The following is a 15,709-nucleotide window of genomic DNA, read 5'->3' as shown; positions in this document are numbered from 1 at the left end:
TTCGTAAGGCAAATGTCAATCTCTTGTCTGCGTGAGATGAGGGTTGCAGTGTCTATCCTTGCGCCGGTTGACACTCGTCGCCGCTTACGACTCGATGGCCGATCAGACTCGCTGTTCAAGATGCGGGCTTTGCAACAGAAAGCGGACGGAGAGACGGATAATGACGGTCACATACGTGCGTTGCCTCAGAGTTGTGGCTTAGACCAATGAATACCGGCTCACTGAATTGGTCCCGATGTGCACCATTTACCCTAGCGAAGTAACACAACTGCGATGTCATGCGTGCGTCAGTGAATTGTCACTCTTTTGTTGTCGTGATTGAACTCAAGGAAGTTGAGCACGCGCCCTGCGTCTTCACACCAACAGCAAAGCGGTGCTTCAGACAAATAGGAATTGGCATAGATCGCCTACCCCGCCCTGTCGGGCTTGTTTGAATACAAATGAGCCGCCGCCAATATGGAGTGAGCTGGGACGTCAATTCAAAGTGCAAGCCGACGTGTTCGCTGACGCCATTTGACCGACTCGCAGAGGTAGCGAAGACCTTCAAATAAGTGAAACCGCAGGCGGAAACATACGAAACGCACTTGCATAAAGTATCGACGGATCCGCTCAGGAACTGTCTCGTGCGGAGGCGTATGGGCAATTGCCGGCGGCAAACTCCGCGGCAGCAGTGATTGTCGGAGCGACCGCTTCGAGGGCATACCTTCGCGTTCAAGCTCTGTCTGGAGCAACAAGTAAAGCTTGCTGCCGGGAAAGCTAGCAAGAACAGACTTGCATCCGTACAGTCTTACCCAGGACCGTACGCGAGCGGGGACGTGATGAACCGTCCAGTTTGTCAGTGCTTCAGGAGCGAAATTACCCATAACCTGAGTAGTCAACATTGTAATGACCCCGAGTGCCACAGCCGCTTTTGGATTCTCCTCAGCCGCAGCCTGGACTTCCTTCCAGAAGAGGTCATCGTGATAACGAGCGAGCACGTGCCGATAGAATTCGACGAGGTGTGCAGTCCGTGAAAACTCGCTGGCTACATGTTTAAACAGGTGCAACCCCTGCCCTACGAAAAGATCGCTGCGAGAAAGCACCGGAATGGAGACATCATTGAAGTCGAGTTCATGTTTTCGTGCGAGCACTGAGGGACGGCTCTGATCGCTTGTTTCACCGTGTAGCTCTACGCAACGCAACGGAAGAGGTTTGTATAAATCCTTCACAGACCTGCCCGGAGCGTGGATCGTCTTGAATTCCCAGCTCTTGTCGCTGACCGCGTGCAGGTAATAGCCTCGCTGTTCCAAGATCCGGCGCGCCTCGGGTACATGATCCTCCGCTACTAAGAAATCCAGGTCTAGTTGCGATCGCAGCCACGGCTTTGGCGCCGAAAGTGGCCAGAGCGAAAATCCTTTCAGGGTTGCATAAGAGAGGTGTGAGTGCTGAAACTCACGGTGAATCGTATTTGATTCGGCCGCCATGCGCTGAGTGCGGGCAATGTTGTCGTTGAGATTCTGCTGCAGACGTTCCAGTACCGATGGCGGTAGCATTTCGGATCGTTGCAGCTCCAGCATCCGGTCGAGAAAATACAATGCAAGACCACTGGTATCCAGCCAATGCAGTAGCTTCTTCCAATCCTTAGAGGAGATATGTCGCAGTAGCGAACACTGGGCAGGAAGCGGGTCGCAGAAGGTCAGCAGCACAGCGTGCCTGATCTGTTGTTCGGCGCTCAGGGATTCTTTTATCGCTTCAAATTTCATGCGAACCAGTAACCAAGACAAATACCAAGCTGTTCCGCGACACTGTTCGCCAACCTGCATTGGTGACTTCAACTGTAGGAAAGATTCTGTGGACGTTTGTCATAAGGCTGTAAACCAATTGTCACTTTTTGCATCGTGCCAATTGGCTTCGATTGCCGGACATACAGATCAGTGAATACGAACACGTCCAAGGTCGAGCCCGTTGGGCCTATACACCGGTGGGTACGTCAGAAGATTTCGCTTGATGTTGCGTGACAAACCTTTGACAAAGGACATACGAGCATGAGACACATCCGGTTGGAGACGTGACTACAGTTGCATCTATGCCGTGCCCCCGACGAGATTTCCGTTTTTTCAAATCACTATGGTCTGCGAGACCGCTCCTATTTAGTGTGGCCGTACTCTTCGCTACACAGTACGGGAATGCCCAGGACACGCCGTTAATCTCCGGTGGCGTTGGTTTCTTTACGAATACCACTGCGGGCCGTACAAGCTATTTGCCGATCATTTCGCCCGTGTTAGCCGCACCAATCGGAGATCACTTTCTTATCGAGTCTCGAGCGACGCTGCTCGAGGACTTTACACCGAAAGCTGACGGTCAGTCCGGCTACGACCACAGTCATTTCATTGGGTTGACCTATCTTCAGGGCGATTACATTGTTTCTCCGCATGTGACCGTTGTGGGCGGGAGTTTCTTGACCCCATTCGGAACCTACAACGAACGCCTATCTCCAATCTGGATCAATAATCTTCAGGACGGACCATTGATCCAGACGCTAGGAGTTATGACCACAGGAGTTGGTCTCGGCGGTCAGTTGCGAGGATCCGCAATCTCACGGCATAACTTCTCCATTGACTATGCTGCATACTTCTCTACGCGCAGTGGGAACGAACAGTTTAATTCAAAACGCTCCTCCGGTGGACGGGTGAGCCTTTATCTGCCGGAGAAACGTCTGGAAGTAGGTTTTTCTTATGGTCGGCTTTTGCAAGGCACTCAAGAGAACTTCTACGGAACGCATGTCTGGTGGGAACCCAAGGATAGTGCTTTTCGTTTGCGTTCAGAGTGGGCTCGGGGTCAGCACGCACAGGGCTATTGGGTGGAAGCTGATTATCGACCCACAAACTTCGGGGGACTTAATAGCTGGATCGGCCGACTGGAGCCTATCTTTCGTATTCAGCAGACGTTTCGAATCGACAGCGTAGCGAGCGATAGTTTGCCAGCCGTCAACACACAGCGTGCAGACTTCGGCCTGGACTATAACCTACCGCACAATACGAGAATTCTCACAAGCTATTCGCGACAGTTCTCGTCCAGCGGAAATGTCAACATCTGGGAGACCGGAATCGTATATCGGTTCCTCTTCCCGGCCTGGAAAGGAAAACAATAATGAGCCAGACACATCTTCTCGCTTATGCTTTTGGTCTAAGTGCGCTCCTTACGCCGTTTCTAGCGGCGCAAACTCAACCTCAATCGAATCAGCAAGCCTCCGCGCACGTTGAGCAGAAAGTATCCACGAAACAAAACTCACAGGCTCCCCATAGTGAGGGCGATCGCATCTTCGCACAGAACTGCTCGCGGTGCCATGCGGCTCCTGATGGGTTCTCGCCCAATATATCGGGCACGGTGGTGCGCCACATGCGTGTGCGAGCATCGCTCAGTCAGCACGAGGCACAAGAGCTCCTACGTTTTCTGAATCCCTAACAAGCTGACCTGTCTCAATGGCGCTTGGATCTATCCTGACTTCGAAAAGTGAATTCTCCGCGTCGATTGAAATGCCTGATTAGCTTGCAACATACCTTTCCTCCTGGGTGGGATTGCGTACTTCAAATCTTCGGCAAGGTGGATTGCCCGGTTGTTTATGCTTTGTGAGATCGTTAGGGTCAGGGATGGCGTCTCTGTTTTTGCCGACTAATATGCCAGATGTGGGAGCAAAATCCACTACCGTCCGTCGTGAACCAGCTTCTCCAGCCGATGAACTGCCCAGTTCAGATCCTTGTACCGCAGCTCGAAGACTTCGGCGGTCAACAATTGTTCAATAGCCGCATGTTGCCGATCGCGCGTATTTGGTGGTCCGAATAGCATCTGGCGCATAAAGTTGCGCGTCACGTCCTTGCGATAGGGTACAAGACCCTGCCTACCCTCCGAATGACGATTCAAGAACACGATGAAGTCGACCTTGGTTGCCTGAGCACAGGTCAACCCCGGGATCATTGATGTCTGCATCTCTACGGATGGTTTCCCGGCCGCTCGTGGCATCATCTTGAGCTCTCCGATCTCCGGAAACAGTTCCGCTGCGGTCGGCCGGAACCTTACCTGATGGCAGTTGCCTGTAACCACGCGATCTTTGCCGGAGCTCAACAAATAACTTCCGTCGTCGGAGACGTACGTCCATCCGTTTCGCGCGCATGCGTAGGACAATGTAGATTTGCCCGCTCCTGAGTCTCCACAAAGCAGCACACCGCGCCCGTTCAGGGCCACGCATCCTGCATGTACCGGTGTTGTGTGACAAGACGCAATGCAGGAGACCGGGGTTCCGAGGAAGTAATATCCTGCGTATAGTTTGTGACGGAGGGCTGCATCCGATAGACATATCTGCGCGGTATTCCGCTCCATATCGACGATGCTGTAGTTATCTTTGTCCGCGATACTTATAAACAACGACGACATAAGGCGGTACACCGGCAGGGGCGGACAGTCGAGAGAATCGCTCGTCACCAAATGCACTTCGGAAGAGATGGGAGTTGTGTTGTATCGCTGCTCGAATTTGCCCCAAATACCCTCCAGCACCTCTAACACGTCGACTGAGTTTGTCCTCACTTCGACGGGAAATCCATATGGATAGAACCTTCTGGTCAATGAGAGCTTGGATTTCGGGAGCTCGGGCCTGGAAAAGTCCAGTGGCTGTAAGTTGTCACACGCCCGTTCAATCTCCTGGATCGTCATATTTGGATTCCTTTATCTTCGTGAGGCCGAGAAGTATCCGGCGCTCCGAAGAGTTGCGCACAGGAGAAGCTCATGTCGGATTTATGAAATTGCTTTGTCATATGCTCGTGCTGCATCAAAGCTGATTATGAACAGAGTCTTTTTGCGTGTTGTTACCGATTTGTCACTTCTTTGTCCCAACATATGGGTGAAGTTGAACAACTAACTTGGTAGATACATTCCACATGACCAGCGTTGGGCGCGATATGACGATTCCAGCCGGACTGACGCGACTCCAACAATATGAATTGGCTAGGCATAGCTTCGGAGAAATCCACAATTCTCGCTGCGGAGATTTCGGTTCCTACATAGAGAAAATGATTTCGTGTGATCCGGGCGATGTCGCATAAGTACTCGGGCATGACTTCCGGTGCGAGATCTGACATGGCATGTGAGCTGAAGCTAAGGTCGACTATGTCGTTCGGCAGATGCGCAAGCTCGACTAATGGCATTAGGACGATGTCGGCCTGCCGGATCGTATCGGAGGTCAACTCTGCCTCTCCGTACAAAACAATCTTGAGATGCGGAAAGTTTTTCAGCAGGTAATACGATGTGAGAGATATGCTTTCTGGCACATCGAAATCAATGTAAGTTGTTCCTGGGCGATCGCGAAGAAGATAATATGCCATTCCACCGAACCCCCCGCCGATCTCGGCGATCGTGGCGTGACCGTGCAGAAGCTGGGCAATTCTCTGCGCACAGTAGTGCTGGTACTCGGAGCCTACTCTGACAAGGGTATCCCCCAGAGCAACGCCGAAGGGGTTTCCGGTCGCCGGGCCAGCCAGATCGCCAACCGTATAACAGCCGCTTGTCTCCGCCTTCCAATAGTCCAGGCGATAGAGGGCATCGACTAAATACAGACGGCGGTAGAAGTCGGCAATGACATGACCGAAATAGTTGTTTTTCACCCTTTGCACGGGGAGCAGCCCCGTTGAACAATCATCGCGGAAGAAGTTCTCGTACATCTTCTGCAATGTATCGAGGTCGTGCGAAGCCAAAGCCCGCATGACAGGCTCAAGTGTGAGATCGCGGTGTTGCTGCCACCAAGGGGTTGGATCGTATTTCGTCGATGCGGCCTGTTCTCGGCTCATTGCCAGGGAGTAGGCCCTGCAAATCCTTTGCAGCAATGGCCGATCGGAGCTGTTGTCGCCGATGCGATCCCTAAACCCGCGAGTGACGCCATCAAGATCGTATCGCGGATCACCTTTGAAGTGATGACCGCCCCGGTATAGAAGCTCGCGATTTGCCCACGCCGTCCGCCACCTGAGGCCGGCGGATCTCAGCGTTTGAACCGGATTTCGTAGATACTTCGAAGCTAATTTCATATTGACATTCATGTAGCAGATTGGTCGGCAGGCTCGAGATGATGGGCAGACGCTCACAGCTTCCTTTATCCCCTGGTCGATTCTCAATTCGCAGCCTCTTTCCCAAGGTATACGTCTGGGTATTTTCTACTTGTCGCGAGATTGTCTAAATGTCTTCATTGCATTGTCGAGGCTTATGCATGGGCAAGTTGGGATCCGATTCGATCGGCAGGCTGGCATACCTCACGATGCATGTAGATCCAAAGAGACAATGAAGTGACAACTCGATGACAAACGATAGCAGCACCGACCATATCCTTTGGAGGTCTGAGGTCTGTTGGTACGCCGATGAACTACGAGCGCTAGTATGTTTGTCGTGATCCAGAGGACAACGAGCTAGAGGTCATTAGATGGAGTCATTCCGCGATATCGACGCTAGTCACGTGGATTCAGCTTACGTAAAGAGTGAGTTGGATTCGCGCGGCTACGTGCTCATCAGGCAGTTCCTGCCATTTGAAGACATTGAGAATTTGCTGCGCCAGATCGTGCAGATTCTCTCTGACGAAGGCTGGCTGCTGCCAAATCAGCACCCCATGGTGCGAGCGGCCAACCCAAAGGCAGCCTGCGGCGAATCTGATCCTGCATTTAAGCGAGTCTACGAAAAAGTCTTCAATCTTGAAGCTTTTCACTCTTTTGCTCATCACCCGAAACTTCGCGAGGTGATGCGTTTGCTGGTAGGCCCCAAGCTGCTTGTTCACCCGAAACCGATCGGTCGATTGATCTTTCCTAATTGCGATCGATTCGTGATTCATGCGCATCAGGACCACTTAGCTGTTGGAGGCGATACGGACTGCTTTACAGCATGGTTGCCACTTCACGACTGTCCGGCTGAACTTGGTCCGCTGCAGGTCCTGGAGGGTTCCCATCATTTCGGCCTGCAAGACGCCGATCCCGACACCGGGGTGATCTCAAGAGATAATGCGCGAGGCAGAGAATGGGTGAGCGGAGCGATCAATGCTGGAGATGCGCTGATCTTCCATGGCTTAACAGTTCACTCCGCCTCTCCAAACACTTCCAGTCAACTCCGAATTTCTATGGATTGCAGGTTTCAGGATTACTCCCATGTCTCAAATCCTGCGAACTTCGTATTCCCCGGCTCGAACGATCGCTCATGGGAAAGCACCTATGCCCATTGGCTGTCGGAGGATCTTAAGTACTTCTGGAAGCACCTGCCTCTGAAATTCAAGCCATCGATTGACGAACTGACGACCCTTGTCAATACCGCCGATTCTGAGCGGATGCGAGTACGTTACAACAGGATTCTGAGCCAGATCAAGCTGCAGATGCCACTCGATGTCATCTCAGAAGTCGATCAGGTCTCTCTATCCAGCCGGCTTGCGCTGCCGCAGAATCGACCGGGACACGAGCGCTTATGAATTCTTCTTCCAGATCATCCAGCGACAGAGGCACTGTATGTGCATCGGAACGCGTATGGAAGCCGAAGCTTGTCGCGGCAATCCCTGAAGTCTGGATGCTCGTCAAGCCATTTCGCTGGCTCATCTTTGGTTGTTTTGCGTTGATGATAGTTAACCGCATATGTGGCCTTGCAGTTCCCGTCGCTTTCCGTTACTTAGTCAACGATGTAATGTACGGACGTCGTTTCGATAAGTTAGCTTTGATCGTTAGTGCCGTCGCTGGGGCGACATGCATTCAGGGTGTTACTACTTTTTTCCTTTCTCAAAAGCTCTCCATCACTGGTCAGCGTTTGATCGCGGACCTTCGGAAACAAGTTCAGAAACATATTGGGCGCCTCCCCATCTCGTTTTACGATGGCAGTCGCGCTGGAGATCTCACAGCCCGCATTATGAACGATGCGGAAGGTGTCCGTGACCTGGTAGGCGCCGGCCTCGTGGATTTGGCAGGAGGTATGCTGACCGCGATCATCGCTCTTGTCCTTCTCTTACGCATCAGCACCTTGATGACAATGTTGACTTTCTGCATTCTGGTCGGGTTCGGGTTCTTTCTTAAGACTGCATTTGGCATCACGCGCCCGATTTTTCATGAACGCTCCAAGCTGACTGCTGAGGTAGCGGGGCGCTTAACCGAATCGCTTGCAGCTGTGCGTGTAGTAAAGGGCTACCGTGCCGAAGCTAGCGAGGCCAATGTGTTCGCCAATGGCGCTGAGCGCATACTTAAGAACCATGTGAGCTCCATTGGTGCACAATCATGGATGTCGCTGGCGTCTACTATCCTGTTTGGCATAGTTGGCGGCCTGATCATGTACCTCGGTGCGCTGGAGGTGAAGGAACACCGTTTAGACATTGGCAGTTATGTGGAGTTCATCATGCTGCTGGCTTTTATGGTAGCTCCCATTGCACTCCTCGTTAGTGTTGGAAGTCAACTTACAGAGTCCATCGCCAAGCTTCACCGTACCGCGGTCCTCCTTAGAGAACCTAAGGAGGACAGTGAGATATGCCGTACCCGAATGATTGGCCCAATCCAAGGTAGCGTCGTTTTCAGGGATGTTTCATTTACTTACACAACCGGGAAGGCTGTATTGCATGGGCTTCAGTTTGAGGCCGATCCAGGTACAGTGACCGCACTGGTCGGTGCTTCTGGTGCTGGTAAATCTACAATCATCTCGCTGATTTGCGGTTTTTATATTCCAGTTGACGGTCAGATCCTTATCGATGGCGTCGACTTGTCAACCGTGCAGCTCGACAGCTATCGCCAACAACTGGGCGTGGTGCTGCAGGATACATTTTTGTTCGATGGGAGCATTCGCGAAAACGTTCTATTTAGCCGTCCTGGCGCACATAGAGAACAATGGCTCGAGGCTTGCCGTATCGCCCGCGTGGATGAATTCGTAGAGCGACTTCCGGATCAGTATGAGACAGTCGTGGGCGAAAGGGGAATCCGGCTGTCGGGGGGACAGCGCCAGCGGATCTCCATTGCCCGCGCCATTTTAGCGAATCCGCGCATTCTCATCCTCGACGAGGCCACAAGTTCGCTTGACTCGGAATCGGAAGCGCTGATCCAGGCAGGTCTGAGTTCTTTGATGAGGGGCAGAACAACTTTTGTTATCGCTCATCGGCTTTCCACGATCCAAAGCGCCGACCAGATTCTTGTGCTTGATCACGGGAAGATCGTCGAACGTGGAACGCATGAATCTCTGTATTCGCTCCAGCAACATTACTATGACTTCTACACGAGACAACACAGACTTGAAAGCAACCTGTTTCTGGCAACCGGCGAAGGAGACCTATGCCCAACTCCAGTTTGACGGTTGAGATGTCTGTTGCACTACGAGTCCAAGTGGCTATAGGAAGATGGCGAATCACTGTGCCGGGTGTTGAATGTGCCCAAGATTTGTTCAGGAGTGCAGAGGATATGATTCCGTGAGTTTGACCAATATAAGTCATCCGCTTCGCAGCGCCAGAAAGGCGAAGTCATGGTTTGCCGCTCATGTTCACATGTGGAGGTTTGGCAACCACGGCCGAAGACGTTTTAAAAAAGATCCCCGCTATGATCTGCAACAGGTCACGGCTGGCTTCGCCAATCGAATCGATGAAGCGTCTGACGATACACCTCTTCTTGAACGCATCTGTGCAGCCTACAATAAAGCCGAAAGCGAACCGCATTCCGTACTTGGCGCCTATATAGCGTCGGAGTCGGTGCGAAGGCTGCGACAAGGAAGTTTGAGCCCATCAATCCGGGCGCTCATTAAGCATGAAACTGTTGCTTTAGGCGAGATGTACCGAAACTTCTACCGCGATCCTTGCTCTGCCGGCTTGTTGGCAGCTCCTCAAGGAATGTCGAAAGCTTATTTTGGACCGCAAATCAAAGACATCTACCGTCATTTTTATCTAAGCCACGTTTTATATCGACTCGACTACTGGAAATCTCTTACCAGCAACCGCTTCTCTCTGAAGGACCTAGCAGGATCGGGAATCGGCAATCCGTTCGGAGTTGTGATCGACGGGACGCATATCACCGTCGGAGCGGAGTACTCACACTATTGCGCGCAGCGGGTAGCCGGCTTAGTAGATCGCTTCTGCATACCCCATTCGACCGTAGCGGAAATCGGTGGTGGCTTCGGCGCTGTCGCCTACTATCTTCTCCGTGATCATCGACCTCTAACCTATTTTGATTTTGACGTTCCGGAGCGAATTGCTCTGAGCTCATACCATCTGATGAAGGCATTTCCCCATTTAACTTTTCTACTATATGGCGAGAAGTCGCTGACCCAAGACGCTCTCTCAGAGGTTGACGTAGCACTGTTGCCTATATCTGCGCTGGCGGCTATGCAGAATGCTTCTATCGACATCACCTTTAGCTCCAATGGAGTTTCAAATCTATCGGCAGGGGCGATGACTGAGTGCCTGCAAAGGATTGCGGCAATTACCAGGCATTCGGTGCTGTATATCGCCAATCAGTCGTCCAGCGAATTGATCGGGGAGTTGCTTGGCGAAGGAGCAAATGCGTTAACGCTGATGGATAGACGTACGTCGGGATGGCACAGTCATAGGGTTTCCGGTGCCGGTGTGGGAGGTGCAGCGGCCCTAGCCAACTCTACCTTGATCGAGCAGACTTTCAGCCGCAAACCCGCGGTTGTCTATTCCGCCGTCGACGCGCCGGTGCTTGCTGCAAGAGAAGGAGCGCATGGTGCTCAACGGTGATCGAGACAATCACGCGATGCTGAGAGGACTACACGAGGGCATAGGGTCGTCCCCTGTGGGTGCTCCCTTAGACCCATCCAGAGGGATCGCGCAACTTGGTGAAGCAGCGGCAGAAAAACAGGTTCTCCATTCTTCTCAGCCGCGTTTTATGAAGGTTGCGCTTTGGATGCTCATCGGCGCGATGACACTCTCGGTTACGCTCTACAGCGAAGTACCGCTCCTCCGTCAAGCAGCGGAACGGGCGTACCTGGGCTCCATTCTTTTTCTCATAGTCCCGCACATAACGGGGGGCGTGCTCGCACTTCTTATCGGGCCAATTCAGTTTTCGAGCCGATTGCGCAGACGTTATCCGCGATTTCACCGGGCACTTGGAAGAATTTATGTGACTGCCGTATTTGTAGCCGCTCCCCTCGCGATCACGTTGTCAAAGCACCGGCACGACCCCCGAGCTATCCATTTTGTAGTGGCCACTTCTGTTCAAGCCTGCACATGGATGATTACTACACTTGCGGCGTTTCTCACGGCTCGTAATGGCCACATTCAGCAGCATCGCGAATGGATGGTCCGTTCCTATGCCGTGACACTTACATTTGTGGGTACTCGCGTGCTTCAACCGATTCCGGCCTGGAACCGACATAGCGAGGCCGGTTTCGCTATCGAGATCATCATAATCACATTTCTAGCCATTCTGATTCCAGATATTGCTTTCCATTGGCGACAGCTGACGACACACCACCCTCGACCCGTTGTACTAAAAGCCTAGAACGAATGAGCGTCAACCCGATGATGAGATCACTGGTCGACGTCCGGAGTTCAACAAGAGATTTGCTCGTTTTGAGGTTCGACGTCCCCTCCATTCCAAACAACTACTCAAGGAGAATCTTCTATATGTCGATCGCGACCAGAGTCCGCGCAGGGATCAAGACAGTTGCCTTAGGAAAAACCTTACTTCCACAGGAATTCACTCTCGGGCTGCCGGAGCCGCAGACCGAGATCACTGTCTTTCTGCGCGGCGCAGGTGTGAATCGTGACGTAACGGAACACCTGTCGACGGCATGTGCTGAGCCGTTGACAATCTGCATCGGCTTCGATGAGGGCACCTGCCCAAGCCCCAGAGAGCTCTCTGAGCTGACCTTGGTATTTTCGGAGCGAAACGGCCAAGAGTGCGTCCTGGGCGAAATCGGTCTCGACTACAGGCAAACTTTGTCTGGCGTACGCACGGAGTTCATGTTTTTCGAACCGAGGAGTTCAAAGAATTTCTGCTTGCCGAATGCGCAGCTCGGACTCCATTACATTCTTCACGCATATCGTCAATGGAGGAGAGACAACACGCAAGGTATTAAAATGTCGTTCCTCGAGAGACGTGCATCTATGGTCACGTTCATCCGGCCTCACCCTATCATGTTGGTTAGTGTTGGCAATCACGAAGAAGGCAACCTCTTCCCCATGAATCTCTGCGGATATCTCGGCAACGGATACTTCGGCTTTGCGTTGAGAACGGAACGAGTTGCCGGTACGGTTGTCCAGCGGACTGGCTACGTGGCTCTCAGCAGCCTGCCTGAGCAGGCAGGCTATTTGGCTTACCGTCTGGCAAATCAGCACAAAAAGGAATCCGTCGATTGGAGTGAGCTTCCTTTCGCAACCAAGATCTCAAAGGCACTCAGCATTCCCATTCCAGAGTTCGCACAGAGAGTGAAGGAGCTTGAGATTTGGAACTCCATCGCTGTTGGCAGCCACCGCTTCTTCATTGGGCAGATCCTGGAAGAAGAAACATACACTAATGAATTGACGTTTTGCTCGATCCACGGTTTTTACCAATCCTGGAGACTCAAGAAATTTGAACAGCGCGATAGAGAACTGGCGCGCTCCCTTGCAGCGGACACATTTCATAAGCGAGAACGCCATCCCGCGAAATAACGAATCAATCAAACATTCCAAAGATGCGAGGCTTGGCCGTATGTCACAGATGTATTTATGGACGGAGAGAAAATAATGGTCCTCCATGGCCGCGAATATTCTAGCCGACGTGGAGTTATGCGGAGGATTAGCTTATTAGGCTCGCAGCAGGGTGCGTCGAGAGATGACCTAGCTTTTCTCGTTTGGTGGCAACGTAGTCCGCACAGTGGGGATCGATCGGAACTTCAGCATTTAAACGTTCGACAATATGGATTCCTGATAATGTAACTGCCCGGATCTTTTCTGGGTTGTTGGTCATCAGACGGACCCTCCGAATGTTCAGCGAACGGAGAATGTCTACCGGTAGCTGATAGTCACGATGATCGATTGCGTGGCCTAGACGGAGATTTGCTTCAATTGTGTCGAGACCCTGATCCTGTAGCTCATAGGCTTTCAACTTCTCCATGAGGCCTATTCCCCGCCCTTCCTGGTGCTCGTACAGTAGTATCCCTGTACCTAGCTCCGCAATCGTGCGCAACGCAAGATGAAGCTGGTCGTGGCAGTCGCACCGGAGAGAATGGAAAACATCTCCTGTGGCGCATTGAGAATGAATACGGACCACAGGAGCATCGTGGTAAAGGTTACCCGCGATGAGGGCGAGCGCTGTTTGTACACGCTTCTCCTTTTTGCCTGGACTCGTGTACGTTCCCTCGAAAGCTAGCAGATGGAAATCGGTCCACCGGGTTGGGAACTCCACTTGGGCGATCTGCTTTAGCTCTATCAGTGACAATGGGATCTCCTTTGCTATTGAAGGCTGATCCACTAGTGGACGTCTTCATGGAACGACGCGTCTACGTGCTACCGCGGTAAACCATAGACTGCGACCGCAATCGGTGCTGTAAAGCAGAGTCTTCGAGTCGGTCTCCCAACTTGGCTCAATTTGATTACAGGGAACATCCGCAATGCGTCTCGTTTCGCCGGTTTGTTGATTTCGAATCCATAGGTTCCAAGCGCCTCGATCGAAGTGGCTGTATGCCATCCAGCGCCCGTCTGGAGAAAGCGCCGGATATCGCGCCTCACCCAGATCGAGCGGCGTGTTGCTATGTAAAGCGTCGCTTAAGTAGATTCCAGGTGGGTGATGTCCCTTCACCGCAGAAAACACATACTCGTGCTCGGAAAGGAAAGATGCCTCATATAAGTTGAGCGACGGAGGTGTAAGTACCACATCCGATGCCGTCTGGGACTGGAAGTTTCTTCGAACGAATAAAGTGCCGCGACCATGGTAATCACGAACAAAAGCCAGGCTCGCTTGATCGGCTGAGAGCATTGGCTCACGCGCGTTCTCCACTATCACATGCGAAGAATCTCCTCGCTCGATGATTCGTGACTCTGGGTTAAGAGCCTCCTCGGCCCATAGACCCTTTGCACTGGTGGCAAACGAGAGCTCATCGCTCATCGTGGGATCGCTTCCTATCGCGTCCGCCGTGCCCTCAAGGTGATATCCCGCCGAAGTGAATGCCAGATATCTGATTCCCTTACTTGCTAATTCAGGGCTGGCAGCAAGCAGAACTTGAGTCTGGAGCGGTAGCCGGTAAGCGTACTCTTGACGGACGGCCCGTTCCCGTTCGAGAGTGTAATGCACGCTGAACATAACCGCAGCGGTCATCGCCGCGACCCACACGTATTGCGTCCAGCTGCTGCGTGATGAACTCGGGACCAACCGTTCGGAACGTAACAGCATATAAGTTCCCAGTAGCAGCGCAAGCATCAATGGCAACCGAGGGATATACAGCAGGACTGCTGGACCTATCACACTGCCTGGGCCCGGTAGGGGTAGCCCAATACCCAAGTAGACGATGGATAAAACCAGAAGCCATCTATATCTCTTTCGCTCCAGCAATATTGCTGTCAACACACATACAGGAAAAACGAGGAGAACGAAATTATATGAAGCCGGTATGGTGGAGATAGCAAGGGAAGCCACCAGCAGCGCCGACCACTCCAGTTGTGTCCGGTGAGGGGCTCGACCCTTCCCTCGCATGAGCAGAATCGCTGGCGCCAACAGTGCTATTTGCAAGGTCGGTTGCAGAATGGCATACCAAAATGGGGAGTGGTGCCAAGGATGCGGATTCCACTGCGGTTCATCGAGTAAGAGGTAATGCAGAACGCTCGAGATGGAACCACTGGCTGTTGCATATGGTGGCAGACCTTCCCCATGCAGAGTCCATGGAAGAATTTCCTGGAGATAGGTGCGATGTACGTTCCAGCCGAAGATCGAGACAGATGTCGCGAGAGTTGCTAGCCCGGTGAGCGCACCCGCAGTGAGGGCGCGCCAAGCCTTGCGCTGCACGAAAAAGACAAAGAAAAAGATCGGAAATACTTTGCAGGCTGCTGCGACTGCGATCAGGGAACCGGCAAGCGTATCTTTCTTGTGTAGGTATGCCCAGCATGCAGCCACAATCAGTAATAGCAAAAGTAAATAGAACTGGCCATACAGCAGGTTTCGATGCAAAGGGAAGCTTAGTGTGAAGACAAGTGCGATCCGCTGATAGGACAAGCCGGTTAGAGAGCGCAACAGCCAGCAGAGGGGGACTAGCAACCCAAGATTCAGCAGCACCCACAAACGTTTTGCCGTAAGCGGTGAGAACCGCGTCAGTGGCCACATAGTCAAAGTAGATATCGGCGTTATGGGCAACATCCCAATTACACGAACGTCCAGAGCACGATGATCCTTTTCGCGCTGTAGCCAGGCCCACTCATACATGCGGCTAGTATCGTACCCCTCATGCGCCAGTTTCGCAGACAGGTAGTAGTTTGGGAAATCGGTATTCAGCTTTCCCCATGCACGTGGCAGGGTGTGTGCTCCCAGATAGAGCAATAGGATGACGAGGAGACCCCTCTCAAGCCAGTGCAGAATACGATCGTCCGAAAGTGCGGTCACATCTCATGCTTGCTCAATAGCCGCTCTGTGATTGTCACCCCGCCGTCATTTCGGGGTCATTCGATTGTTGCCATTCTTAACGGAGGTGCATTTGAACGAGTAGCTATACCGTTAAGTGCCGTTCCATCGCCGATAATTCTTGTGCCTTGTCAGTTTTAAGTTGC

The 15,709-nt window shown here is 52.4% G+C and carries 11 protein-coding genes; 6 read left to right on the top strand and 5 right to left on the bottom strand.

Annotation, left to right across the window (positions count from 1 at the left end):
• Window positions 1–479: 479 nt before the first annotated feature.
• Window positions 480–1,742, bottom strand: a complete 1,263-nt coding sequence (locus HDF09_RS01110; protein WP_183760439.1) for a nucleotidyltransferase family protein — start codon at window positions 1,740–1,742, stop codon at window positions 480–482.
• Window positions 1,743–2,134: 392 nt separating this feature from the next.
• Between HDF09_RS01110 and HDF09_RS01105 the strand changes: the two genes are divergently transcribed.
• A complete protein-coding gene (locus tag HDF09_RS01105) occupies window positions 2,135–3,130 on the top strand; it encodes a hypothetical protein (protein WP_183760437.1) in 996 nt (331 codons plus the stop codon).
• A 551-nt stretch (window positions 3,131–3,681) separates the two neighbouring features.
• Here the strand turns inward: HDF09_RS01105 and HDF09_RS01100 are convergent.
• A complete protein-coding gene (locus HDF09_RS01100; protein ID WP_311718317.1) occupies window positions 3,682–4,560 on the bottom strand; it encodes an HPr kinase/phosphorylase in 879 nt (292 codons plus the stop codon).
• Between the two features lie 278 nt (window positions 4,561–4,838).
• Window positions 4,839–6,050, bottom strand: coding sequence for a putative sugar O-methyltransferase (locus HDF09_RS01095; protein ID WP_183760434.1), 1,212 nt, complete (start codon window positions 6,048–6,050; stop codon window positions 4,839–4,841).
• A 389-nt stretch (window positions 6,051–6,439) separates the two neighbouring features.
• Between HDF09_RS01095 and HDF09_RS01090 the strand changes: the two genes are divergently transcribed.
• The 5 genes from HDF09_RS01090 to HDF09_RS01070 all read left to right on the top strand — a co-directional run bounded on the left by HDF09_RS01090 (window position 6,440) and on the right by HDF09_RS01070 (window position 12,625).
• Window positions 6,440–7,465 (top strand): phytanoyl-CoA dioxygenase family protein, encoded by a 1,026-nt coding sequence (locus HDF09_RS01090; protein WP_183760431.1) that lies wholly within the window; start codon window positions 6,440–6,442, stop codon window positions 7,463–7,465.
• Window positions 7,462–9,312 carry an ABC transporter ATP-binding protein gene (locus HDF09_RS01085; protein WP_183760429.1) on the top strand — a complete coding sequence of 617 codons (1,851 nt, stop codon included), beginning with the start codon at window positions 7,462–7,464 and terminating at the stop codon, window positions 9,310–9,312. Before HDF09_RS01090 ends, HDF09_RS01085 begins: the two co-directional genes overlap by 4 nt.
• A 115-nt stretch (window positions 9,313–9,427) precedes the next feature.
• Window positions 9,428–10,708 carry a putative sugar O-methyltransferase gene (locus HDF09_RS01080; protein WP_183760427.1) on the top strand — a complete coding sequence of 427 codons (1,281 nt, stop codon included), beginning with the start codon at window positions 9,428–9,430 and terminating at the stop codon, window positions 10,706–10,708.
• Window positions 10,692–11,471, top strand: coding sequence for a DUF2306 domain-containing protein (locus HDF09_RS01075; RefSeq protein ID WP_260180850.1), 780 nt, complete (start codon window positions 10,692–10,694; stop codon window positions 11,469–11,471). The genes HDF09_RS01080 and HDF09_RS01075 overlap by 17 nt, the downstream gene beginning before the upstream one ends.
• Before the next feature lie 125 nt (window positions 11,472–11,596).
• The gene (locus HDF09_RS01070; RefSeq protein ID WP_183760425.1) at window positions 11,597–12,625 is read left to right on the top strand and encodes a PNPOx family protein; all 1,029 of its coding nucleotides are present in this window, start codon (window positions 11,597–11,599) and stop codon (window positions 12,623–12,625) included.
• A 127-nt stretch (window positions 12,626–12,752) separates the two neighbouring features.
• On the opposite strand, the gene ribA is transcribed toward HDF09_RS01070, so the two are convergent.
• Together ribA and HDF09_RS01060 are read right to left on the bottom strand one after the other, a co-directional pair.
• Window positions 12,753–13,394 (bottom strand): GTP cyclohydrolase II, encoded by a 642-nt coding sequence (ribA, locus tag HDF09_RS01065; RefSeq protein ID WP_183760423.1) that lies wholly within the window; start codon window positions 13,392–13,394, stop codon window positions 12,753–12,755.
• 45 nt (window positions 13,395–13,439) lie between these two features.
• A complete protein-coding gene (locus tag HDF09_RS01060; protein ID WP_183760421.1) occupies window positions 13,440–15,545 on the bottom strand; it encodes a glycosyltransferase 87 family protein in 2,106 nt (701 codons plus the stop codon).
• Window positions 15,546–15,709 lie beyond the last annotated feature (164 nt).

This window comes from Edaphobacter lichenicola, assembly GCF_014201315.1.
In the GTDB taxonomy this organism is placed as follows: domain Bacteria; phylum Acidobacteriota; class Terriglobia; order Terriglobales; family Acidobacteriaceae; genus Edaphobacter; species Edaphobacter lichenicola_B.
This window is presented reverse-complemented; position numbering and strand designations above follow the sequence as displayed.